Consider the following 25,015-nt stretch of genomic DNA (forward strand, 5'->3'; position numbering starts at 1 on the left):
CGGCAAAATTAAGGATACTTCAGATTCTTTACAAGTTTGTTTTGGATTGAACCTGCCCGGTCTACGCCTGCGGCTCGCAAGCATCGAATCCTTCGCGCGTCGTTTGTGTCTCGGCGAGCTTGCTTCGTGGCAGGCTAGAACACCGGCGTGAGCGGATCTTGTCCAGACTCATTTTTTTATTTGCATGCGAAAGAAATAATTTGTGTATCTTTGTGCACTCAAAGCATAACATGAGTGACGCTATCAAACACGAGTGCGGTATCGCACTGATTCGCCTGTTAAAACCCCTTTCATATTATCAGGAAAAATACGGTACGGCCTTATATGGCATCAATAAACTGTACCTATTGATGGAGAAACAGCACAATCGGGGGCAAGATGGGGCAGGCATTGCTACCATCAAACTCGACGTAAAGCCCGGAAGCCGCTACATCAGCCGTTATCGGTCAATGGCCCCCAACGCAGTAGCTGACATTTTCGAGTATGTGCAAAGGAAGTTTGCCACGGTGCAACGGGCTTATCCCGACCGGTTTTCCGACAGCCAGTGGCTAAAGAACAACGTGAGTTTTACAGGTGAGGTATTGATGGGGCACCTGCGATACGGTACACATGGTAAGAATAGCATCGAGAATTGCCATCCGTTTCTCCGTCAGAACAACTGGATGACACGTAATCTGGTCATCGCCGGCAATTTTAACATGACCAATGTGGATGAATTGCTTGAACAACTTTACGAACTGGGCCAGCATCCCAAGGAAAAGGCGGATACCGTGACCGTATTGGAGAAAATCGGTCACTTTCTGGATGCTGAAAATCAAGAGCAGTTCGACAAGTTCAAGCAAAAAGGATATAGTAATGTTGAAATCAGTGCACTAATTGCCGAGCACCTGGATGTAGCACGGATTCTGCGTAAATCGGCCAAGACGTGGGACGGCGGTTATACCATCAGCGGTATCGTTGGGCACGGGGACGCGTTCGTGATGCGTGATCCGGCAGGGATCCGACCAGCCTATTATTACGTTAACGATGAAGTAGTGGTGGTTACATCCGAAAGGCCGGCTATTCAAACCGCTTTCAATGTAAAGTTTGAAGAAATCAACGAGATAAAGCCGGGTTATGCCTTGATCGTGAAAAAGGACGGAACAATTACCGAGGAGATGTTCCGGGAGCCCGTGGAAAAAAAATCATGCTCATTTGAGCGGATTTATTTCTCTCGAGGCAGTGATGCGGCCATTTATCAAGAACGCAAACATCTGGGGCGGTTGCTATGTCCGCAGATATTGGATGCGATTAACTATGACATAAAAAATACGGTTTTTTCCTACATTCCTAATACCGCGGAAGTTGCTTTCTACGGACTGGGAGAGGGGATTAATGATTACGTTCGCAAATTACAGAAAGACACCCTACTTAATCGGGCCGATAAAATATCGGACGAAGAGTTGAACGAAATGCTGAGCATTAAGCCGCGGTTTGAGAAACTCAATATCAAGGATGCGAAGCTGCGTACATTCATCACACAGGATGCGGATCGTCAAGACATGGTGCAACACGTATACGATACGACCTACGGCATCGTGAGAGACCATCAGGATACCATTGTAGCGGTAGACGACTCCATTGTACGGGGGACCACGCTCAAGCAGAGCATTCTTACTATTCTTGATCGCTTAAATCCGAAAAAAATCATCATCGTATCTTCTGCCCCTCAGATTCGCTACCCCGACTGTTATGGCATCGATATGTCGCGGCTTGGGGAGTTCGTTGCGTTTGAAGCGGCCGTCTCACTTTTGTACAAGAAGGGACTGGGCGATGTCATCGAAAAAGTTTACCATCAATGCGTAGCTTCGCTGGAACTACCCAAAGCGGATGTAGAAAACTATGTGAAGGCGATTTATGCGCCGTTTACGGATGAAGAGATTTCCAAGGAGATTGCCGGTATCATCCGAGGCACGCATATCCAAGCGGACGTGGAGGTGATTTATCAGAAGCTGGAAAACCTGCATGTTGCTTGTCCGGGGCATAAAGGCGATTGGTATTTTTCGGGAGATTACCCAACGCCAGGTGGCAATCGGGTTGTCAACCGTGCGTATATGAATTGGGTGGAGGGAAAAAATGTCCGGGCCTATTTTAGTGCCTAACGATCCGAACTCCGGGTTACGTTTTGTTTTCTGATTTTTCGGACTTGGTTTTCACCTACAAATCAAATAGATTACGGATTTTCTTTTCATCCATTGCCATTTGATCAATCATTTCCTGCATGGTATTAAACCACTGGTCGTGCCTGATAAAATGAAGGAAATTTATACGCAACGTTTTTCCATAAATATCCGAATGGAAATCGAATAAGTGTACTTCAATGCTTCTGTTAAGGCCATCGACGGTTGGCCGGGTGCCGATATATCCCATCCCCTTGACCACGTGTTCAGGGGGATTAGGTTGATAAACACCGGTACCAATGTTCGCCAGATCGATAACGGCAGCTTCTACGGCATAAATTCCGTAAGCAGGGATAAGTTTGTAATTTTCGAGTACCTGCAGGTTGGCCGTGGGATAGCCGATGTTGCGGCCCAACTGATTACCGCGTACAACCTTGCCGGTCAGTTGAAAGGGATGTCCTAAGTAACTGTTTGCCGTGGCGATATCGCCTTTAATCAAAGCCTCCCGAATTTTAGTGGACGAGACGGCGACGTCGTTAATATCCTGCTCGGGGATTTGTTCGACGGTATAACCATAGATTTCAGCATGATCTACCAAATCGGCGAGTGATCCGCTGCGATCTTTTCCAAAGCGATGGTCATAGCCGATGACAATCTTTTTAGTGCCTATTTTACCGACGAGGACGTCCCGGATGTACGCTTCCGGCGACTGGTTGGAAAAATCGCGCGTAAAGGGTGTGATGATAAGGTGATCGATGCCCGCACCGGCCAGGAGTTCTACTTTTTCTTCGATATCGCTGATGAGTCGCAGACTGTCGTCTTCGGGATGTAAAATCATTCGCGGGTGGGGAAAGAAGGTGAGCAGCACGGTTTCGCCTCCGCTCTCCCGGGCACAGTCCTTGAGCGTGCTCAATATTTTCTGATGCCCTACGTGTACGCCATCGAATGTGCCGATGGTTACTACGGCGTTATTTAACGGGCTAAAATCCTCAAGGTTTCTGTATATCTTCATTGTGATGATGCAACGGTAAATTCCTTGATACTGTTCACCAAATCGCTCACTTGCCAGGCGTCGTTTACGTGGAAATCGCCACTCTTCGTTCGTCTCAGGCGACTCAGATGCGCACCATTGTTCATGGCTTTGCCGAAATCATGCGCCAGCGACCGGATGTAGGTGCCTTTGCTACACACCACTCTGAAATCCACATCCGGCATGGCGATACGTGTTATCTCAAATTCGTAAATATGCACACGTCGCGATTTAACGTCAACCGATTCCCCGCGCCGTGCCTTTTCATATACCCGTTCGCCATCCATTTTGATGGCCGAATGAGCGGGAGGGATCTGCTCAATTTCACCCAGAAAAGAAGCAGCCGTTTCTATGATTTCATTTTCATCGATGGCCGACCAGTCAAAACGGGCATCGATGTCCCGTTCCAGATCGTAGGAAGGAGTCGTAGCCCCTAGGGTGATCGTTCCTATGTATTCTTTTTCCTCGGCCTGAAACTCGTCAATGCGCTTTGTGAACTTCCCGGTGCAGACAACCAATAATCCCGTTGCCAACGGATCCAGTGTGCCCGCATGCCCCACCTTTATTTTCAACGGCTTGATGGCATTCCGGATTTTTCGCACCACGTCGAAACTGGTCCAGCGAATGGGTTTGTCAACCAACAGTATTTCGCCGTCGGCAAAGTTAAATATACGGGGCGTTCCGGTGGTTTCCATTATAGAATCTGCAAACTGTGTCCGCTTGCCAGCATGATTAGAATAATTCCGCCGACAACGATGCGATACCAACCAAATGCCTTAAAGCCATATTTGGATACCACACCGATGAATGATTTGATAGCGATGATCGCCACCACAAATCCTACCGCGTTGCCAATGACAAGTTGGTTGATTTCGGTGGAGCTTAATCCGTTCCCATCATCGAAATGGCCTTTTAGCTTAAGTACCGTAGCGCCAAACATCATCGGCACAGCCAAAAAGAAGGAAAACTCGGCGGCGGCTTTCCGGGTTAGGTTTTGGGTCATGCCCCCGATAATGGTGCTTGCAGAACGTGACGTGCCCGGTATCAATGCCAGGCATTGAAAGAAACCGATTTTCAACGCTTGCCAGTAGGAGATCTCGTCGGAGTCATCGATATGGGGACGGTTGAACCATTTATCGACAAATAGCAAAATGACGCCTCCCAGTACCAGCGTAATACCCACTACTAAGGGGCTTTCCAGCAACCCATCGATTTCATCGCTGAATAAATAGCCGAAAATAGAGGCAGGAATCGCTGCTACAACAAGTTTGTAATAAAACGAAAGCGACCGAAAAAACCTGCGGTAATACAACACCAAAACGGATAGGATGGTACCCAATTGGATAGCAATCGTAAACAGTTTAACAAAAGGAGTCGGGGCTATGCCCATCAACGCGGTTGCAATGATCATATGACCGGTTGATGAAACCGGCAGAAATTCCGTGAGGCCCTCGATGATGGCCAACACAATCACTTCGAATAAGGTCATTAACTTTTTTCGGAATTTTTAGGTTTTATCAAAATGGATACGACGCCCAGTGCGAAGCCAATAACAACAACCAAAGGAGCCAAAGTGATTTTGGTAAAACTATAGATGTCCTCCGTGCCCATCATCAGAATAAATCCGAGGGTGACCACTGCAATGCTTAACAAAAAAAACTGATAGTTCCGTTTACCGAACACTAAGGATGATTTTTGTTCTTGCGGAGATTTTTTATATGGTGACATAAGCTATAATTATCGATACAGTTCGTTTGATTTCAGCCGAAGATACTTACCCACGGCAAAATAAGTGCTCAATCCGGAAATAAGAATACCTAATAAGGTTACAATCACGAAAATGGCAATAAATTCAAACCAATTGCGGAGGAACACCAATTCGGGAACTTCACGCTGCCCGAGGTGCAGCGTAAGCAAGAGGAGCAAAATAGCAATGAGGGCGCCTAACAGTCCGTGCAGGATGCCATAACCTATAAACGGGCGCCTGATAAAACCTTTGGTTGCACCTACCATCTGCATACTTTTGATTAAAAAGCGCTGCGAATAGATGGCCAGCCGGATGGTATTGTTAATGAGCGCAACGGCAATGATTAATAAAAGGGCGGTAAAGGCAAGGATGACGATTCCAATGGTCCGTATGTTTTTGTTGACCATGTCGATGAGTGACTCTTGGTAGACGACCTCTTTTACCATTTCGTTGGCGGATACCTTTTTAATAAACGTTTCGATGCTATCGGTGTTGGCGTAATCGGCTTTTAAATAGATATCAATGGAGGAAAGCAAGGGATTATGCCCGAGAAATTCCACGAAGTCTTCCCCCAGTTCCTGGGAGAGATTTTTCGCAGCTAACTCCTTACTGATGTACTCGGAACGGAGTACATAGGCATCGGATTCCAGTTCTTTCTGGTAGGCGAGTACATTTCCCTCGGTTACACCTTCTTTCATGATGATGTTGAGTACGATATTCTCCTTCACATAATTGGAAAGGTTTTTCGCATGAACGAGTAGGAGGCCCAACAGGCCTGTCATCAACAGCACCAACGCAATACTGATGACCGTGGAAATGTATACAGATTTGGTCTTTTTTGAGGATGTACTTACTTCATATACTTCCATAGCCGGCTATTTTCGTTGCGAAAGTAATGAATTGGGGCGAGAAATGTACTATCTGGCAAGCAGAAAATACATTCGGCCCCAATTCATAAAAAAGACGCCACGACCTGCAAATTATTGCCAGCCGCCTCCCAACGCTTTATACAGGGAAAGCTTGTTGATGGCTTTCTCTCGCCGGGTACTCACCAGGTTGAGCTCTGCATCCAGTGCGGCACGTTGGGCCGTAATAATATCCAGATAGGACGCTCGGCCGGCTTTGAATAACTCGTGGGCGGCGTCGACGGCTTTCTGTAGGGAAGCAACCTCCTGCAGGTTATGATCCGTTCGGCGATTGATATGCTTTTGCGCAGTCATGGTGCGTTGCACTTCTTCCCATGCCTTTAAAACGGCTCGTTCGTAGTCGTGAAAAGCGATTCCATACGTAGCTTTTGCCGTTTCATACGCCGTCCGGATGGTGCGTTGGTTGAAGATCGGCGCGGTGAGACCGCCCACCAGGCCATATGCCACTGACGTAGGGGCCAGCAGCAATTTATCGATGTCGAAAGCCTGAAGTCCGACGTAAGGCGAAAGAACCAGGGATGGCAAGAACTCCGCCTTTGCGGCCAGTTGTTCGGCCCCCGACGCCGCCAGCTCCAGCCTGGCTTGCCGGATGTCGGGGCGGAGGGCAAGAAAATGCGCCGGCACACCAACGTGGATGGAGTCTGTAAACGCCGAAGTCATCCACAAGGCGGTGTCTCGCGGAATATCCCCTTGAAAGCGTCCCAGTAGGAAGTTTAGATGGGCTTCGGCCGCGGAGATCTGCTGCCGCACTTCCTGCTCTTTCCCTTGGGCATGGTGTACCATAGCGATAAACTGCTGGACACCCAGCTCATTTGCCCGTCCCGCAGCTTTCTGTACGTTGATGATATCCAACGCATTTTTTTGCAGGGTGATGTTTTTGCGGAGAATCGCTAACTCATTGTCCAAAGCCAGGAGATCGTAATAAGTCGTCGCTACCTCTTCGATCAAGGCGGTTTGTACCAGATGCTTTCCTTCGTATGACGACAAGAATCGCTGGTAAGCAGCGCGTTTCCGATTTCTAAGTTTACCCCATAGGTCGATTTCCCAGGTTGTGCGCAATCCTACGAAATAGTCGGGCAGGGGATCGGGGAGTTTTTCATCGTCTTTCAGGTTTTCGGAGAAATTCGTGTCATAATTACCGATGCCGTCCATCGTATAAAAGCCATATCTGCGGAGGCCGGCTTCGGCCAACGCATCGACCGAGGGGAAGAATGCCGACTTCCTCAATCTTAAGTTAGCCTGGGCAATTTCGATTTGATGAAGTGCAGCCGACATATCGGGATGGTTAGTCAACGCCGTGTCGATAAGTGCTATGAGATTCGGATCGTTGAAGAAACTACGCCAGCGTTGATGCGCGGTGTTTAAGGTATCGGTGTTGCCTGCGTAGGTTTCCGGTAACACGCGATGTTGAGGATCGGGAAGGCTTTTTACGGCGGTACATCCCGGCAGTAGCCCGATGGCGGCAATCATCAGCAACCCGGCGGTTCCCGCCTTAATTGCTTTTCTCTTTTTATTCCGTCGGACCGCAGTAAACAAGACGTACAAGCCCGGGATGACAATCACACCGACCAGCGTGCCAATGATCATGCCGCCGACCGCTGTGGTTCCGATCGAACGGTTACCCAATGCGCCCGCCCCGGAAGCCATCGCCAGAGGAATCAGTCCGGCAATGAACGCAAACGACGTCATCAGGATCGGTCGGAGACGGGCCACCGATCCTTCGACAGCCGCCTGCAGCTGCGTAGCCCCTTGTTTGTAACGGAGAATCGCATATTCCACAATGAGAATGGCATTTTTTCCCAATAGCCCGATTAACATGACCAGGGCCACCTGCGCATAAATGTTATTTTCCAGCCCTAACAACTTCAGAAATAAGAACGCGCCGAATACCCCCGCAGGTAATGACAAGATGACCGGTAACGGTAATAAGAAGCTCTCGTACTGTGCGGCAAGGATCAAATACACGAATAGGAGGCACAATGCAAAAACATAAATGGCCTGATTACCCGATAAAATCTGTTCGCGGGTCATTCCTGACCATTCGATCGCGTATCCTTGGGGCAGGGTTGCCGCGGCTACCCGCTCCACGGCGTCGATCACCTGTCCGGAGCTGAATCCCGGAGCTGCGTCACCACTGATCAACGCCGAGCTGAACATGTTATACCGGGTCACCTGTTCCGGTCCATAAACACGTTCCATGGTGATGAATGCCGAAAAGGGGACCATTTCGCCGGAAGCGTTTTTCACATGGAGCCGGAGCACGTCCTCCGGTTTCTCCCGGTAGCCCGGCCCCGCTTGGACCATCACTTTATACATTTGGCCAAACCGGATGAAATTGGTTGCGTAAAAACTGCCCATCAGCGTTTGTAGGGTGGTCATGGCATTTTCTACACTTATGCCCCTTTTCGCTGCCATGTCGTGGTCCACATTGACGAGGTATTGCGGAAAACGCGGATCGAACGTGGAAAACGTATTCCCCACCTCGGGCGTTTCTTCCAGTGCGGTCATGAACGCTTCCAGGACGTCGGCAGTATGCTGCAGGTTGTCGGCCCCTGATCGGTCAAGCAACCGGAGCTCGAAGCCGCTGGAATTTCCAAAACCCGGTACGGTGGGCGGGGGAAAGTACTCGATGCTGGCGTCCATCAGGTGACCGGTGTTCTCTTCCAGCCAGCCGATCACCTCAGCAACCGATTCCCTGCGGTCTTCCCAGGCTTTCAGGTTGATCATACCCATGCCATACGAGGCACCGGATACTTCCGTTACAATGCTATATCCCGCTAGGGTCGACACCGTCTCTACCGCTTCGTGCTGCCGGCTGATCGAATCGATTTGATTCAATACGGCAATGGTGCGGTCTACCGTAGCACCGGGTGGCGTAGTCACATTCACATAAATCATACCCTGGTCTTCAGTGGGGATGAAACCGGATGGAAGAATGCTGTTGACTCCCCATGTCGCCACAAAGAATCCTGCCAGCAGGCCCAAGGTCACCACCCTGCGTCCGGCAATTTTGCCGATAAGGCCTGCATAGCGGGACGATATTCCGTTATACCAGCGGTTGAAACGCTTGAAGAAGCTAGGCAACCATCCTTTTGCCGGTGGCTTTCCGTGCGGTGAGCGAAGGAAAAGTGCGCAAAGTGCTGGTGTGAGTGTGAGCGCATTGATGCCCGAAATCACGATGGCTGCCGCCAATGTGAGCGAAAACTGCCGGTAAAAGATGCCTACCGGACCCGAGAGAAAGGCCACCGGCACAAAGACGGCCGACATAACCAGCGTGATGGCCACCACCGCGCCGCCGATCTCTTTCATTGCCGCCAGGGTTGCCTCCATCGGCGGAAGGTGGTCCTCTTCCATTTTTACGTGGACGGCCTCGACCACGACAATGGCGTTGTCGACCACGATGCCGATCGCAAGCACCAGGGCAAATAGCGTCAGCAAGTTGATCGAGAACCCGAGCAATTGCATAAAAAAAAGCGCGCCGATAAGGCATACCGGCACGGCTAAGGCCGGTATCAGCGTGGATCGGAAATCTTGCAGGAAAATGAATACAACGAGGAACACCAAGAGGAAAGCCTCGATCAGCGTACGGATTACCTCGTTGATTGAAGCATCCAGAAATCGGGATACGTCGTAGCTTACCGTATATTTCATTCCCGGTGGAAACGACGTTTCCTTGAGTTCTGCCATACGCTGCTTCACGTTTTCAATAACCTCCTGCGCGTTGGAACCCGGAAGCTGTTTCATCATGATGGAAGCGGATGGCCTTCCATCGGTCCTGGATTCCATTTCATAATCCAGCGAGCCGAATTCCACGTCGGCGATATCACCTACCCGTAAAACGGAGCCATCCGCGTTTGCACGGATGGGGATGTTCCGGTATTGCTCGGGTTCAGAAAACTTACCCGGATATCGCAACACGTATTGCTGCATATTAATCCGCTGGTCTGAGCCGATGCCGGTTTGGCCGGGAGCGGCTTCCACGTTCTGCGCACGCAGCGCCGCGATAACTTCCTCGCTGGAAATGTCGTAGGCGGTAAGCCGATCCGGCTTCAGCCATACCCGCATCGCGTAGTCACGCATGCCCATGATCTGGGCAAACCCGACGCCCTCAATGCGTTTCAGCTCTTTGAGGATATTGATGTCCGTAAAGTTGTAAATAAACCGCTCGTCTGCTGTAGGGTCATCGCTGAATACATTAAGGTACATCAGCATGCTATTTACCTCTTTCTCGGTAGTCACACCGGCTTTGATGACCTCTTCGGGCAGTTCGTCGAGTACGGTGGTGACGCGATTCTGTACGTTCACTGCGGCAATGTCGGGATCGGTGCCGACTTTGAAAAATACCTGGATGAGCGTGGTTCCGTTATTGGTCGACACCGACGTCATGTAGGTCATGCCGGCCACACCGTTGATGGCGCGCTCCAGCGGAATGGCCACCGCATCGGTGCAAACCTCCGCATTGGCACCGGTATAATTCGCCGTGACCACGACCGATGGGGGTACAATATCCGGGAATTGTGTGACAGGCAATGTAAAGAGGGACAACAATCCCAACAACGTAATCAATAAGGAGATAACCAGTGATAGCACCGGCCGTTTGATGAATGTTTCAAGCATGATAGTTAAGGCAAAATTAACCGACGTTCATTGATTAGGGGATGCTGTTTACGGCCATTTCCGGCCCTTCATTGCTGCCAATTTCCTGCGGAGCGATGACCATGCCATCTCTTAGATTTTGCGCACCCTCGAAAACAACTTTATCGTCCGGCTCTAAGCCCGCCTCCACCAAATAATAGTGGCCCACCCGCTGGCCAGCTTTAAACGGCGTCATGGCAATGGTACTATCCGCGTTGACTTTATAGACGTAGGTCCGATCCTGGATTTCAAATACAGACTTTTGGTGGACCACCAGGTTCTGCCCGCTTTTCATGGGTACGCTCACTTTGCCAGAGGCCGCATGTTTGATCAACCCTTGGGGATTTGGAAAGAGCGCGCGCAACGAAATGGTACCTGTGGTTGCTTCAAATTCATTTTCGGCGAATTCCGCTTTCCCTTCGTAGGGATATACCCGATCGTTGGCCAGGGTGAGCTTTACGGGCATGCGGGGATCTGCCGTGCGAACGCTATCGTTGGCGACAATGCTGAGGTATTCCTGTTCAGAGATGTCGAAATACGCATACACCTTGCTGAGGTCTGAAATCGAAGTAAGCAGCGTGCCTTCATCCAACAGGCTTCCCTCTTTCAGCGGTATGCGGTCGATGCGTCCGGAAAAAGGTGCACGGACGATGGTATAGGAGAGCTGTGTTTTCGCATGCTGAAGTTGCGATTTGGCTTCCTTGATCCGGGAGTCAGCAGCGCTGAGCTGCGCTTCGGCGACTTCAAGGTCGGTCGACGAAACAATGTTTTTATCCACAAGCAGCCGGGTACGCTCCACTTCCAGGGCAATGGTCTTCCGGTCGGCAATCGCACTGCCCAGAACGGCTTCCGCCCGAGCAACCTCCGCTTGGTACTCGGTATCGTTCAACTGGAAAAGGGGTTGACCCTGACTCACTTCACTTCCCTCGTCCACATAGATTTTATCCAAAAAACCTTTCAGCCGAGAGCGGATTTCAACATTTTTGAACGCCTGAATGTTCGCCACGTAATCCTGATGTATGGTCGTGTCGAGCTCGACGATGGATGCGACCGGTGCTGTCGGGATTGTGTTCGTATCATTGATTTCCTTAGCGTCGCCCGTGCAGGCGGTAATTGATACGGCCATTAGGCCGAGCGAAAAAATAGTCAGTCTGTTTGTTTTCGTATTCATCTTCTAAAATTCGAGTAGTAACTGCGTTAAATCAGTAAGAACCTTTGCCAGATCGGCAGCGATTCCTACCAACGTGGTAAATAGTATAGCACCTTGCCAGCTAAAGGAAGGCGATCAATGTTTAAATAAAGGGGAGAGAGCAAATACCGTTAAAACGGTTTAAGCCGGAAGAGGAAGCTATAATAACCCAACAAGCAGCTGATTTTGGTATTCAGCTTAAGTCGGGCGGTATATTGGAAAATATCCAGGCCCCAAAGGGGGGCGAATTCTGATTTCTTTTCAGGGGGCGCAATGGAAAGGTATTTCGAAGATGCAGGCCGGTAATCGTTATACGGGAAATCATCAGACGTTCCATCTTCGTCACTGCACGGAATGTCGAGCACATCTTCCAGAATGATTTCGACTAACGGAGCACCATCGATGATTTGGCCGGAGCTTCGACCGTGCACATGACCATCCTCGTAAAAGATGGTGTTGATGTAGGCAATAAGAGCAAGAAAGCAAAACAATCTCGTACGCATGACCGGACGCAAAGATAGCATAATTGACAAAATCGGACGGATATAATCATGATTTTGTTACGTATGGATGTCATTTCCTCCATTGCCCAAAAAGTTGTAATTTCGCCGTCCTTACCATATACCGTAGCTATGGATTATCATCATCGTGCGATTGAAAGAAAATGGCAGCAATTCTGGGCGGATAATCGGACGTTCCGTGTAAGCAATGCATCCGACAAGCCGAAGTATTATGTGTTGGATATGTTCCCTTATCCGTCGGGTGCGGGACTGCATGTGGGGCATCCGTTGGGCTACATTGCTTCGGATATTTTTGCGCGGTACAAGCGGTTGAAAGGATTCAATGTGCTCCATCCGATGGGATTCGATTCGTTCGGTCTTCCGGCCGAGCAGTATGCCATCCAAACCGGACAGCATCCGGCCATCACAACGGACGCAAACATCGCGCGGTATCGCGAGCAGTTGGACAACATTGGCTTTTCGTTTGATTGGGAACGGGAGGTGCGCACGAGTGATCCGTCGTTTTACAAGTGGACGCAATGGATTTTCATGCAGCTCTTTAATGCGTGGTATGACAAGTCGCGGGACCGTGCGGTACCCATCGACGAATTGGTGACGCATTTTGAATCCGTCGGTACGCAGAATGTCCACGCCGTTTGCGACGACGATACCCGTTACTTTACGGCGGATGAATGGATGGCGTTCACAGACGATGAAAAACAGCGGGAGCTGCTGAAATACCGATTGGCGTACCTGAGGGAAAGTACCGTCAACTGGTGTGCCGCGTTGGGCACCGTATTGGCTAATGACGAGGTGGTCAATGGGGTATCCGAACGGGGCGGATATCCGGTGGAACAAAAAAAGATGATGCAATGGAGCATGCGCATCACGGCCTATGCGGAGCGTTTGCTCAGCGGTTTGGAAACCATCGATTGGCCGGAACCTTTGGTTGAGATGCAGCGTAACTGGATCGGCAAAAGCGTGGGCGCAAGCGTACGTTTCGGCGTACCCGGTCTAGCGGGTAATCCGCACATTGAAGTGTTTACGACACGGGTAGATACTATTTATGGAGTAAACGCATTGGTGCTCGCTCCGGAGCATGAGCTGGTAGGGGCCCTGACTACCGACGAACAGCGGACGGAGGTGGATGCGTACATCGCGCAGACCAAGAAGAAATCCGAACTTGACCGGATGGCAGATATAAAAGCGGTTTCCGGAGCGTTCACCGGAAGGTACGCCGTGCATCCGCTGACCGGTAAGGATGTGCCGATCTGGATCGCCGACTATGTGCTGGCAGGGTACGGTACGGGTGCAGTCATGGCGGTACCGTCGGGCGATCAACGAGATTATTTATTTTCAACGCACTTTGGGTTGCCGATTATACCGATCTCCGATGCTCAGCAGCTAGATGGCCAGGCCGACCCCACGAAGGAAGGGCGATACATCAATTCCGATGTGATTAATGGCATGACCTACCGGGAAGCGGTGGATACGCTGATTGCGAAATTGGAAGCAATCGGCGCGGGCAAGGCAACGATCAACTACCGGATGCGCGACGCCATCTTCGGTCGCCAGCGTTATTGGGGTGAACCCGTACCCGTGTATTTCAGGGAGGGGCTGCCGCAATTAATCGATAAAAGTGAATTACCCTTGCTACTTCCGGAAGTAGACAAATACCTGCCAACGGAAACCGGAGAACCGCCTTTGGGCCGCGCCAAAAACTGGAAATACCACGATACGTTTGAATACGAACTGAGCACCATGCCGGGCTGGGCTGGATCGAGCTGGTACTGGTACCGGTATATGGATGCCCGGAATACCGAGGCGTTCGCGTCGTCGGAGGCCATCGATTATTGGCGGGATGTTGACCTGTATATCGGCGGTTCGGAACATGCCACTGGGCATTTGCTGTATAGCCGGTTCTGGAACAAGTTCCTAAAAGACCTGGGGTACGTGAGCGAAGAAGAACCCTTCAAGAAGCTCATCAACCAAGGGATGATCCAAGGGCGGAGTAATTTTGTGTACCGCGTACTGGATGACGAGGGGCGGGGAACCAATACGTTCGTATCCCACGGACTGAAAGACGATTACCGGACGATTGCGTTGCATGTTGACGTAAACATTGTAAGCAATGATGTGCTCGACCTTGATAAGTTCCGAAAATTCCGGCCGGATTTCGCCGACGCTGAGTTTATCCTTGAGAACGGCAAATATACCTGTGGACACGAGGTAGAGAAGATGTCGAAATCCAAATACAACGTGGTGAATCCGGATGATATCATTGAACAATACGGCGCCGATACCTTGCGCATGTACGAGATGTTCCTCGGGCCGTTGGAGCAAAGCAAGCCCTGGAATACCAACGGTATCGAAGGCGTTTATAAATTTCTCCGGAAATTCTGGAAGCTGTTTCACGATGCAACGGGCAACTTTGCCGTTAGCGATGAAGCGCCGAACAAAGCCGAGTGGAAGGCGTTGCATAAAATCATCAAGAAAGTAGAAGACGATATTGAGCGGTTTTCTTTTAATACATCGGTGTCTTCGTTCATGATCTGCGTAAACGAACTGACCGATCTGAAGTGCAACAAACGGGCAATCCTGCACGAACTGTGTATCGTGTTACATCCGTATGCACCGCATATTACGGAAGAACTATGGGAATTGCTGGGAAATGAGCCGGGCACACTTTCTTATGCGGCCTTTCCGGCATTCAACCCCGACTACCTGGTGGAAAGTGAGTTTTCATATCCCGTTTCGGTCAACGGCAAGACCCGGATGAATCTTACTTTGCCACTTGACCTCACTCAGCCGGATGTCGAAAAAGCGGTGCTGGCGAATGAGGACGTGCAGCGGTACCTGGAAGGTAAACCGGTCAAGAAAGTGATTTATGTGAAAGGAAGGATCGTGAACATCGTTGTGTAATGGCACCAGTTACGTCCTTTATTGACACAACCAATTTACACATATGAATAAACTACATTTCGCAATTGGCGTGTTCCTCCTATTGGGGAATTCAGTATCGGCCCAGACCAAGCGATTGGACCTGGAGCAAATCTTTGGTAGCAAACCATCGCTCACCAAACCGATCGCAACGATCGAGGGTTGGGCGGATAGCCAACATTACATAGAACACGATGTGCAAACCGGCCGAACCTATCAGGTGCATATCAAAACCGGCGAACGCAAACCCTATACGCCACCACCCGCCAGCGATGTGGAAGTGTACTTGCAGGACAAGGATGTGTTCATTCGCCAGGGCACGGGTGCGCCAAAGCAGCTGACTCACTCGCCCGAAGTCGAGGAAAAAAATCCGACATTATCGCCGGATAATCAATATGTCGCCTTTACCCGAAAAAATGATCTGTATGCCGTACGGGTGACGGATGGTCACGAAATCCGGTATACATCCGACGCTACAGATGTTATATACAATGGATGGGCATCGTGGGTGTACTACGAGGAGATTCTGGGAAGAAGTTCGAATTACAGGGCCTTCTGGTGGTCTCCCAATAGTAAGACAATCGCTTTCATGCGGTTTGACGACACCCGCGTACCGATGTTTCCGATCTACAACGCTACCGGGCAGCATGGATTTTTAGAGCAGACTCGCTATCCGAAAGCCGGTGATCCGAACCCTGAAGTGCGGGTTGGCTTTGTACCGGTAGAGGGAGGGAACGTCGTTTGGGCAGACTTCGACGAGGAAGCGGACCAGTATTTTGGACAACCCTATTGGAGTTACGATAGCAACAACCTGATGGTCCAGTGGATGAACCGTGATCAGACCGATCTTAAATTTTATCAAGTTGATCCTCTCGCGGGAAGTAAAAGAGAAATTTACCACGAGCATCAGGACTCCTGGATAGACCTAAGTCACGAAGAGCGGATCACCTATCTTAAAGACAACAAACATTACATCCTGAAAAGTGATCAAACCGGTTGGGCACATTATTATCTATACAAGCTGGACGGCACCCTGATGAACCCCATCACCTCGGGCAAGTGGCAGGTGTCGTCGCTGGAATTGGTAGATGAGAAAAATAAAGTGATCTATTTCACCGCTCGTAAGGAACAATCGACTACGGTTGACTTATACCGCGTGGATTATAATGGCCAAAACCTGAAACGGCTGACCTTTGGTGATTATACCCATCAGGTGGCAGTAGCCCCAGACGGCAAACATTTCATTACGACATATTCCAATGTAAGCACACCGCCCAAGGTCGCTTTGCTGGATAACAGAGGTAAGCTTGTCCAAGAGCTTGCGGACAGCCAAGCGGACGATTTTAGTGACTATTTGTATGGCAAGACAGAGATGGTCACGATTCCCACACCCGACGGTTATCAACTGCCGGCGGTGATTACCTGGCCAACTGATTTTGATAAAACAAAGCCCCATCCGGTCATTTTCAGCATTTACGGAGGTCCGGATGCTGGTACCGTAAGAAATACATGGAAAGGTACGGCTAACCAGCATTGGGCTAACGAGGGAATTATCCAAATCAGCGTGGATCACCGCGCATCCGGTCATTTCGGCAAGGAAGGTGTTGCCCTGATGCATCGCAATCTGGGGCATTGGGAGATGATCGACTACAGCACGGCTGCCAAATGGTTAAAGAGCAAGCCCTGGGTTGCAAAGGATAAGCTGTTGATCACGGGCCACAGCTATGGTGGGTATATGACCTGTTTGGCGCTGACCAAAGGAGCGGATTATTTTGATTACGGCATTGCGGGGGCACCCGTAACCAGTTGGGAACTGTATGATACGCATTACACTGAACGATATATGGATACTCCGCAGGACAATCCTGAAGGCTACAAAAACGGGTCCGTGTTGACCTACGTAAATCAATATAAGGGCAGGTTGCGTATTATGCATGGCGACATCGACGACAATGTGCACATGCAAAACACCATCCAACTCGTGGACGCGCTGACCAACCGCGACCAACCGTTTGAACTAATGATCTATCCGGGGAGCCGACACGGTTTTTCGCGTGAAAAATCGGCTTACGATAGCAAAGAGCGGTTTCGGTTTTACTATCAATATTTGTTAGAAAAGCCGGTGCCCCCGTCATTGCGATAATCTTTTGTTGGCGGCACGTACAAAAATTACCTGACGTTCGGTATTTATTCTGACGGATAGCAATCGTACCTTTGGTTCTCCGAAAGGTTACGTTATTTCAGCCACTGATGCACAAGGGTATCTATTATGGTTTGCTATTGTCGATGTGTTGTGCCTGGACGGCATCAGGAGTCCGTGCGGATGAAATCAAGCCGGTATTGATTGATTCGGCAGCGACCTATACCCTTAACGGATACGTTGCCTATTACGAGGACAGTACGCTGAATGCTACGCCCGAAGAGGTGCTGGCCCGTAAAAAGCGCGGGCAGTTTATCCCTATTAATGGCGACGAGTATATCAGCTTTGGCTATACCGATTCGTACTATTGGCTGGTTATCGACCTGGAAAATACGCTTCCCGATTATGTAGACTTATTTCTGTCAGTTCCCAGTCCGAGCATTAACGTGTTGGAATTATACCAATACCATATGGCAGATAGCTCACTCAGGTTAGTGAGCAGGACCGGCGATCGCCTTCCGTTTGCCCAGCGTCCCTGGCCGGTGTGGGAGTTTCTTTTTCCGATCCGGCTACAGGGACATGAAACTTCTGTGCTGCTATTCAAAGTCGATAAACGCGGGCAGAACTTTATTATCAAAACCAGATTGGGTAAACGAGAAGCCATCTTACAGGACGATATTCAGATATATACAGTATTTAGCTTCTATGCCGGGATCTTTGCATTTGCCTTGTTCTTTAATGTCCTGATGTTCCTGTCGGTTGGCGATCGCATTCATTTATACTATTCGTTGTATATTTTTTGTTCGGTCACCTTGGTGCTCGACGAGGTGGGATTGACGAAGGAGTGGTTGTTTCACGATCTGGGGAGATTTCACGATTACGTAAAGGCTACCTGCGGCATCTTGAGTTGTGCCCTGTTAATTCAGGTAATGCAATTATTTACCAACCAAACTGCGGCGAACAGCAAGCTTTATCGCTTTACCAAGTACTATGCGTATCTGCTCTATGCAATGGGGACCGTTCCTTTTTTTGCACTGCTGTTTCCCATTGACATCCGGTTGGAAAAAGCGATTTTCTTTTTCGCCAATATACAGGCACTGGTTTCCTTACTCGTTATTGTGGTTTGCACCATCGAGCGCATTAAGAACGGTTTTGTACTTGGCTATTATTATTTGTTGGCCGTATTGCCACTGATCATCGGCGGCACGAACTATGTCTTACAGGTCATGGGCGTGGTGGGGGCACAATTGTTCAAGCCTAACGGGGTGATCGTTGGATTTGCGGCGGAAGTAATCATTTTGTCATTCGCATTTACACAGCGCTACAACTTCCTGAAGCGTGAGAAAGCACAATTAAAAAAAGAGAATGACCACATTAAGTTGCAAGCTGTCCGACAGGTTTTTCAGGCGCAGGAAGATGAACGTGACCGGCTGGCAAAAGACCTGCACGATGACTTGGGCGGCACACTTTCTGTCATCCGGCTAAAAGCGACCGACTTTCAGAAAAAGTTAGATCTTTTACGTCCCGAAGAACGCATCGTTTACAACGAAACGATACAACTCATCAGTCGGGCTTGCGACGATCTCCGCGAAATATCGCATAGCCTCAAGCCCAAGTTCTTTATGGAGAACGGGCTCATCGGAACGATACAGGAGCGGATTTCTATCCTCAATCGTGTGAGTGCGGTCAACTTTGAATTTGTGTATCAATATACGCGGCGGGGGAATCCCGAAATTGAATTGTCCATCTATCGCGTTGTCAACGAACTTATCAATAACGTCGTGAAGCATTCTTGTGCAACGCAGGCTACCATCCAATTGGTTGAGACCACGCAGGAACTCGTTATTACGGTGGAGGACAACGGTATCGGGTTTGAGGGCTATGAAACGTCCAGCGGTATCGGACTTAAAAACGTGTCTTCACGTATCCAGTATTTAGGTGGACGCTACACGATTGATACCAACCAAAACGGAACAACCATTACGATAGAGATCCCCTTTCAAAATGATAGAGACGCAACCAATTGATGCCCAAAAGATCAACCTTTTGCTGGTCGATGACCATCAACTTTTCATCGATGGCCTACGATCCATCCTGGGCAACCATCCCCGTTTTGCAGTATGTCATACGGCGCGCGACGGTCGTGAGGCACTTCAATGGCTTCAGTATCATAGACCTGACGTGGTTGTCATGGATTTAAATATGCCCAAGATCGACGGCCAGCAGGCAGCAACCAAAGCCTTGGCGATGTATCCGGGTTTGAAAATATTGGTTGTCTCTATGTACTATACGGCTTCGCTGCAAGAGTCGCTACAAGAAACGGGGGTAGCGGGCTTTATACCGAAAGATTCAGACGCCACGGTTCTTGTACAGGCGATTGAGCAAATCTATAGTGGCGGGCATTTTTTTATGACCTATGTGAATCGACCTTCGACCGACGACGAAAACGGACAGAAAGACATTCGGCAAAAATATAACCTCACTAAACGCGAAGTGGAAATTATCCGGTTGGTGAGGCAAAATAAAACCACGCAGGAAATAGCTGACCAGCTTTTTGTGAGTCCATTTACTATTGAAACGCATCGAAGGAACATTTGCGTAAAGCTGGATATCAAAGGGAACAATGGTTTGTTTGTCTTTGCCCAGCAACATGTGGAGATTTAGAATTGAACCGATGCCAGAAAATACACACAAATAGGTATTGTTCCGGTGGTAGTTTTTTTCTTACTTTGTATCGAATGACGCGGTATAGTGACCCTTGCTATCTGCACATTCAATTTTGAGGTACGACATCGCCATGAATAAAACTAGAATCAAAGAGGCCGCGATGCTAAAAGCACTCCGTGCATCGGCTGACGGGAAGCGAGTAAGTGATATTTGCAGAGAATTGAACATTCACCGTAATACATTTTACCAGTGGAAAAAAAAATACCTGAAAATGCGTGAGGATGGACGGAGACGATTGGATGAATTGGAAGCGGAAAATGACCGTCTCAGACAGCGAAATCTTGCATTGGAATCGAATAATAGAGCCATCGTCGATCTGTTGCTGTCTAATTTTCAACAATCGTAAATTTTGTTTTGGCGCTTGCAAGTGAAATCTATTTTCTCTATGTTTGCAATCCGAAAAACGGGGGTTTAGCTCAGCTGGCTAGAGCGCTTGCATGGCATGCAAGAGGTCACCGGTTCGAATCCGGTATCCTCCACAGGACATAAGGCGACTTTTTTGAAGTCGCTTTTTTTATTTAAAGGGGACTATTTTGCGGGCTCCCCGCAAACAATCGATGTAACTTAAAGCGGATGCGAGATTCTATCAGATTTGCTCTCTTTCTTGTAAAGCGAGGGGGAAATATTCATCTTCTTCTTGAATATCCTTGAAAAGTGATATTCGGACATAAAGCCTGCAGCGAATGCGATTTCTGCGATAGTAAGATCTGTTTCTTTAAGTAGTTTGCATGTTTTTTCCAATTTGAGATTAAGGAGGTATTGGCCGGGCGGGACACCGATAACTTCTTTAAATGCCTTCCGGAACCACGTATAGCTCACGTTGTGGTCTGCGGCCAATTCGTCCAGGTTTATATGCTTGTCTAGGGCATCGTGCATTTTGAAACGGATGTTATTGATAATGTGTTCTTTTCGGTTCTGTGGAGATGCTTTGAGCAAGGCTGCGGCGTAGGTTAAACTAAGCAGCTGGACAGTCTGGCAGGAAGCAATCTGGCAGAAGGCAACACCTTCGCCTTTCATGGTCTCCAGCAGACGGGTGAAAATATCCAGAAACTCGGTATTGAATCCCATGTGAATCAGCGGAAAACGCGGGTTAAAGCATTCCTGCTGCATGAGATATTCCGCATAGGGACCATTAAATCCCACCCAGTATTCCTCCCAGCCGGAATCTGTCAGGGGTTTAAACGTATGCCAGGTATTGGGAAAAAGCAAGAAAACGGAGCCCGGATTGATGGGGACCTCCCCGATATGCTCCGTTTCAAATGTGCCGCGACCTTTAGCGATGAATACCAGTTGGTATTCATGGAGGATTCTTCCTTTTTTCCAGTCAAAGAAGTAATGATTGGGATGATCTTTATCTGGATAATTTTTGAATGCGGGATGTATATTATGGCCGACATTCAGGACATTGACCCCCCAATTCGGCTGCATTTCGACCAGCTCTTTCAATTGCTTGGTGCTGAAATATTTGCGATAGGGGTCCATATTACCTACAAGTTAACAAACTATCACCGTTTCCATGCCCAGTAGATGGCCAAGTTTTTCGATTTTGGCCGCTATATGACCTACCGCAACGGCACAATGGTGGGCAGGTCCATGCCTGTTCCAGCTCTTGATAAAGTTTCTTGCGCCGATGGGAAATCGATAACGGCTGTTGGTGTTGCCAATTTCCAATATCGGTCCGGCAACTGATTCTGCCTCGGCGATCAGCAGGCTTAGCTCGCCCGATTTGCGCTGGACCACGGCCAGCAGCGTCACGGGTCCGTTCTTGACCGACATTTCAACGGATAGACCTTTGCCTACCTTTCCATGATATACGTACAGCGGTCGCACCTTTGTCTTTCCTTCTGCGATGGAAATGTGTCCCGGCCCATCGTGACCCATCAGTACGATGTCGTCATTGAAATCAACCGCGTAGTATTCGGTAAATGACCCTCCGGCGCCAAAGCTGTCCAATATCTTCATGGCTTGGGCATTTTTGATCTCATACTCGCCGGCAACCGGGATGTTCCGTGCCGTGAGGAGCGAAGTGCCAAGGATAATGGAACTCATCGTGTCGGCATTTTCGGTCCCGGTGCCTTTGTAGTAATACGCCATTGAGCCTAATCGGTACTGGTCTGCGAGTTTATCGAGCGCGACGGATGTCCGCGCAGCCCGTTCAAGTTCTTCCTTGACGCAGTCGGGTTGCACATCGAAGCACTCGTAGAAGTGTGCTACCCGATCAGTGATCTCCGTGGTCGATACATTCCTGCGCAGTGCGGAGAGTTCATCCACCTCAATGATTTCGATGTGTCCACCGAAATAAGCGTATTGTTGGGTTAGGTCCGAATAGATATCGAGCATGCCGCTGTAATAGTGCCCTATACAACCCAATCGGTTTCGAGAGAGGATGTGCGCTACATTCGCTGCCTCCACCCATTCGCGCACTTCATTCCAGCAGGCCTCGTCGTGTAACATACCGGTTACCTCATAAAAAGCAATGCCTGTGCGGTTAAACACACTGGCTATTTCCGGTACCGGACACGCGGAGCAGTAAGCCAGCCATTCCCCCGTCATTTTTGTCCGGTCGCCCATGGCATTAAATGCGCTGTAGTCGATTGCGGCCTCGGGGGTCAAATTGAGGATAACCACAGGCACGTTGGCCTGGCGCACAACCGGAAAGACGGTGGAGGATAAAGCGTAAGTAGATGCATACAAAAAAATTAGGCTGACCTCTTCCCGTCTAAATGTGCTGCCGGCGTCAAAGGCCTTGTCTACGGTGTCCACCAGTCCTACGTTGACCACCTCCGATTGAAAGGAGGTGAGCTTTGCGGCTATCTCCGAAAGATATCCTTCAAGGCGTTCCTTCAGTTCCGGAAACTGAGGCCAATAGGTGTCAAGCCCTATTCCAAATAACCCGATCTTCGCTGTTTTTTCGCTCATCTATAATGCTTCTTGCTGGTTTAAAATATCTGTGTGTATTTGGCTTATCGCCACCTTAGGGTTCGAATTTAATGTCATTTGCAACGTAGTTGATGCCTTTTCCCTTATGTACGGGCACGAAGGTGAACATCCACTTCGGAGGAACTTGCCAATCCAAAAGAGGATCGAACGATCCCATGGGCAGTTTCATGAGTACTGTATTCCAGCCTTTTTGGACGCTTACCGACACCGGTGGCCGGTAGTAGAATCCTTCGTCGGCCAATGGATCTTCCAATTGCCCGGATGGCCTACCCGGGAATGACCACTCCGGCGGTGGAATAAGGTTGCCATTAAGCCATATTTTGCTTTTCATATAGTCCCATTCGCCTTTCGGAGGCGTGGCATCGGCACCCGATTTGGATTGATCTTTAGAATCTACCCATAGGGCCGTTGTGGTATCAGCATCGCTCCAAAATCGTGTATAAGCATACCATGTGGTGTTTTCTTTGGGTGAAGGTAGCCAAGCTTGTACCGGAGGACCATGGGTATGCCAAAGCCAGACCGTGCCGCCCGTGGCGGTGACCGCTGCCGCCGAATCCTCGGGTGCCACGTCTGCCTGTTCCGGCCAGTAGGCTGCAGACAGGTTTCCTTGGTTTTCAAACGGGCCGAACAGCTTCCATTTGATATGGGTCTGCTTCACATAATTGAACGGTAGCTCGCTAAAATACTTTTCTTTATGTGCTAATAGCCGTTGCTCGAAATCGGCGAACGCGGTGGCCCGTTCGGATGAATCTGGACCGATGCTGAATACCACACCGGGATACCCGCCGCCTTGCCAGCTCCGTTCGGAAAAGGCGAGCATGGCCGGGTACACCGGGTTCATGTTCATCAGGGCGGCTTCATCCTTTGCCCGCCGATCTGCCCATAGGCAAAATTCAGCACCTAATAAAGTCGAATCACCGTGCGGTTTCCCTCCGAGTTGCCGGTTGAAAATGGTGACTACACTGTTCATCGGGTCGAAATCGCTGATATATAAGAATTTTGAGTCGATAAAGCGGGTGCGGTCGGTAACGGTTTGGTCGCCCTCTTCCTTCCAGAGTTGGTGGATGGTCTGTGCGCTGTAGTTGCCTCCCGGAGCCCAGCCAATCACCGTCTTTCCATGCCGCTGGATGAGGGCCGTTATTTCCGGCAAAAACTGTTGATTGGTAATTCTTACCTCATCAGCGCCAATATGGAGATAGGGGACATCGTATGTCTCGCATACCTCCTCAACGATGTTTTTGACGATTTCAAAACCTTTTTCCGACTGCATGTTTACACCCATGGCCCTCGTAAACGCCGCACTATGTCCGGGCATATCGATTTCAGGTACCAGAGTGATGTATTGTTCTTTGCAGTATTCGATCAGTTCCTTGAGCTGCTCAATGCTATAGAACATTCCTTTGTTCCGTGTCATGTGCGCCCCGTCGGTGAGTTGCGGGTACTGGTCAATCTGTAGTCGCCAGGCAACGTCTTCGGTCAGGTGGAAGTGAAATACGTTCAACTTGTACCGGGCCATCTGGTCGATTTGTTGCTTTAGCAATTCGATGGATTGGTAGTTTCGCCCCACATCGACCATATAGCCCCGCCATTGATATGCGGGGAAATCATTGATATCGCAACCCTGCACGAATTTCCCGTCTGTAATCAGCTGCGCGAGTGTCTGCAGCCCATTGAAGATACCATGCGGGGTATTGGCGATAAGGTCGATCCTATTGGTTTTCACCTGGAGGCGGTACGCTTCCGCCGGAAGGTGTTGTGCTTCGACCGAATCCAGGCGGAGCGCAATGGTATAGTTTTCCGGCAGTTCGGAGTCGGTAAGTGCTATCGTGTGCCCCATTTCTTCGAGCATCCGCTGCAGACGGACCCCCTCTTCCTCCAGTACGGGCGTCTCCACCGCAATGGCGGTGCATTGGCCGAGGTCGAACGTTTCGTCCGACCATTCTACGGATTGCGGCTTCGGGATGAGGGATGCCTTAGAGCTGCCGGTCTCTGTCGGGCCGGTACATGCTACATGGAAAGCGAGGAAAATAAGTCCTACCATCCAGCTGAAGTCAGGTTTCATCTGTTAGTGTTTTGAGATCA

General features: G+C 49.5%; 17 protein-coding genes and 1 tRNA gene. 7 read left to right on the plus strand and 11 right to left on the minus strand.

Annotation, left to right across the window (positions count from 1 at the left end; genetic code table 11):
* Positions 1-230 precede the first annotated feature (230 nt).
* Positions 231-2,141: a class II glutamine amidotransferase gene (locus ACFQRK_RS01680; protein WP_379002981.1), complete on the plus strand. Its 1,911-nt coding sequence runs from the start codon at positions 231-233 to the stop codon at positions 2,139-2,141.
* A 55-nt stretch (positions 2,142-2,196) separates the two neighbouring features.
* Here the strand turns inward: ACFQRK_RS01680 and ACFQRK_RS01685 are convergent, their stop codons facing one another.
* From ACFQRK_RS01685 to ACFQRK_RS01720, 8 genes are all read right to left on the minus strand, one after another.
* Complete coding sequence (locus ACFQRK_RS01685) at positions 2,197-3,171, minus strand: bifunctional riboflavin kinase/FAD synthetase (RefSeq protein WP_379002983.1); 975 nt, start codon at positions 3,169-3,171, stop codon at positions 2,197-2,199.
* A complete protein-coding gene (truB, locus tag ACFQRK_RS01690) occupies positions 3,168-3,884 on the minus strand; it encodes a tRNA pseudouridine(55) synthase TruB (protein WP_379002985.1) in 717 nt (238 codons plus the stop codon). The genes ACFQRK_RS01685 and truB overlap by 4 nt, the downstream gene beginning before the upstream one ends.
* Positions 3,884-4,678 (minus strand): undecaprenyl-diphosphate phosphatase, encoded by a 795-nt coding sequence (locus tag ACFQRK_RS01695; RefSeq protein WP_379002987.1) that lies wholly within the window; start codon positions 4,676-4,678, stop codon positions 3,884-3,886. Before ACFQRK_RS01695 ends, truB begins: the two co-directional genes overlap by 1 nt.
* Positions 4,678-4,917: a DUF3098 domain-containing protein gene (locus ACFQRK_RS01700; protein WP_379002989.1), complete on the minus strand. Its 240-nt coding sequence runs from the start codon at positions 4,915-4,917 to the stop codon at positions 4,678-4,680. The genes ACFQRK_RS01695 and ACFQRK_RS01700 overlap by 1 nt, the downstream gene beginning before the upstream one ends.
* A gap of 9 nt (positions 4,918-4,926) precedes the next feature.
* Complete coding sequence (locus ACFQRK_RS01705) at positions 4,927-5,805, minus strand: cell division protein FtsX (RefSeq protein ID WP_379002990.1); 879 nt, start codon at positions 5,803-5,805, stop codon at positions 4,927-4,929.
* 111 nt (positions 5,806-5,916) lie between these two features.
* Entirely contained in the window at positions 5,917-10,479 is a 4,563-nt protein-coding gene (locus ACFQRK_RS01710) for an efflux RND transporter permease subunit (RefSeq protein WP_379002992.1), read from the minus strand.
* A 34-nt stretch (positions 10,480-10,513) separates the two neighbouring features.
* Positions 10,514-11,668, minus strand: a complete 1,155-nt coding sequence (locus tag ACFQRK_RS01715; protein WP_379002994.1) for an efflux RND transporter periplasmic adaptor subunit — start codon at positions 11,666-11,668, stop codon at positions 10,514-10,516.
* Positions 11,669-11,817: 149 nt separating this feature from the next.
* Positions 11,818-12,189 carry a hypothetical protein gene (locus ACFQRK_RS01720; RefSeq protein WP_379002996.1) on the minus strand — a complete coding sequence of 124 codons (372 nt, stop codon included), beginning with the start codon at positions 12,187-12,189 and terminating at the stop codon, positions 11,818-11,820.
* 129 nt (positions 12,190-12,318) lie between these two features.
* Here ACFQRK_RS01720 and leuS point away from each other — a divergent pair, with 129 nt between their 5' ends.
* The 6 genes from leuS (at position 12,319) to ACFQRK_RS01750 (ending at position 20,472) form a co-directional block, all read left to right on the plus strand.
* Positions 12,319-15,108, plus strand: a complete 2,790-nt coding sequence (gene leuS / locus ACFQRK_RS01725) for a leucine--tRNA ligase (RefSeq protein WP_379004638.1) — start codon at positions 12,319-12,321, stop codon at positions 15,106-15,108.
* A 43-nt stretch (positions 15,109-15,151) separates the two neighbouring features.
* Positions 15,152-17,269, plus strand: coding sequence for a DPP IV N-terminal domain-containing protein (locus ACFQRK_RS01730; protein WP_379002998.1), 2,118 nt, complete (start codon positions 15,152-15,154; stop codon positions 17,267-17,269).
* Positions 17,270-17,376: 107 nt separating this feature from the next.
* Positions 17,377-19,293 (plus strand): 7TM-DISM domain-containing protein, encoded by a 1,917-nt coding sequence (locus ACFQRK_RS01735; RefSeq protein WP_379003000.1) that lies wholly within the window; start codon positions 17,377-17,379, stop codon positions 19,291-19,293.
* Complete coding sequence (locus tag ACFQRK_RS01740) at positions 19,271-19,930, plus strand: response regulator (RefSeq protein ID WP_379003002.1); 660 nt, start codon at positions 19,271-19,273, stop codon at positions 19,928-19,930. The genes ACFQRK_RS01735 and ACFQRK_RS01740 overlap by 23 nt, the downstream gene beginning before the upstream one ends.
* A gap of 133 nt (positions 19,931-20,063) precedes the next feature.
* On the plus strand, positions 20,064-20,339 hold the full coding sequence (locus ACFQRK_RS01745; protein ID WP_379003003.1) for a transposase: 276 nt from the start codon (positions 20,064-20,066) through the stop codon (positions 20,337-20,339).
* A gap of 59 nt (positions 20,340-20,398) precedes the next feature.
* Positions 20,399-20,472, plus strand: a tRNA-Ala gene (locus ACFQRK_RS01750).
* An 85-nt stretch (positions 20,473-20,557) separates the two neighbouring features.
* Here the strand turns inward: ACFQRK_RS01750 and ACFQRK_RS01755 are convergent.
* From ACFQRK_RS01755 to ACFQRK_RS01765, 3 genes are read right to left on the minus strand one after another with little or no spacing between them, the layout of a single operon-like run.
* The gene (locus ACFQRK_RS01755) at positions 20,558-21,475 is read right to left on the minus strand and encodes a helix-turn-helix domain-containing protein (RefSeq protein ID WP_379003005.1); all 918 of its coding nucleotides are present in this window, start codon (positions 21,473-21,475) and stop codon (positions 20,558-20,560) included.
* A 12-nt stretch (positions 21,476-21,487) separates the two neighbouring features.
* Entirely contained in the window at positions 21,488-22,912 is a 1,425-nt protein-coding gene (locus ACFQRK_RS01760) for an arabinose isomerase (RefSeq protein ID WP_379003007.1), read from the minus strand.
* 55 nt (positions 22,913-22,967) lie between these two features.
* Complete coding sequence (locus ACFQRK_RS01765) at positions 22,968-24,995, minus strand: family 20 glycosylhydrolase (protein WP_379003009.1); 2,028 nt, start codon at positions 24,993-24,995, stop codon at positions 22,968-22,970.
* Between the last annotated feature and the right edge of the window lie 20 nt (positions 24,996-25,015).

This window comes from Parapedobacter sp. GCM10030251, assembly GCF_042666505.1.
In the GTDB taxonomy this organism is placed as follows: Bacteria; Bacteroidota; Bacteroidia; order Sphingobacteriales; family Sphingobacteriaceae; genus Parapedobacter.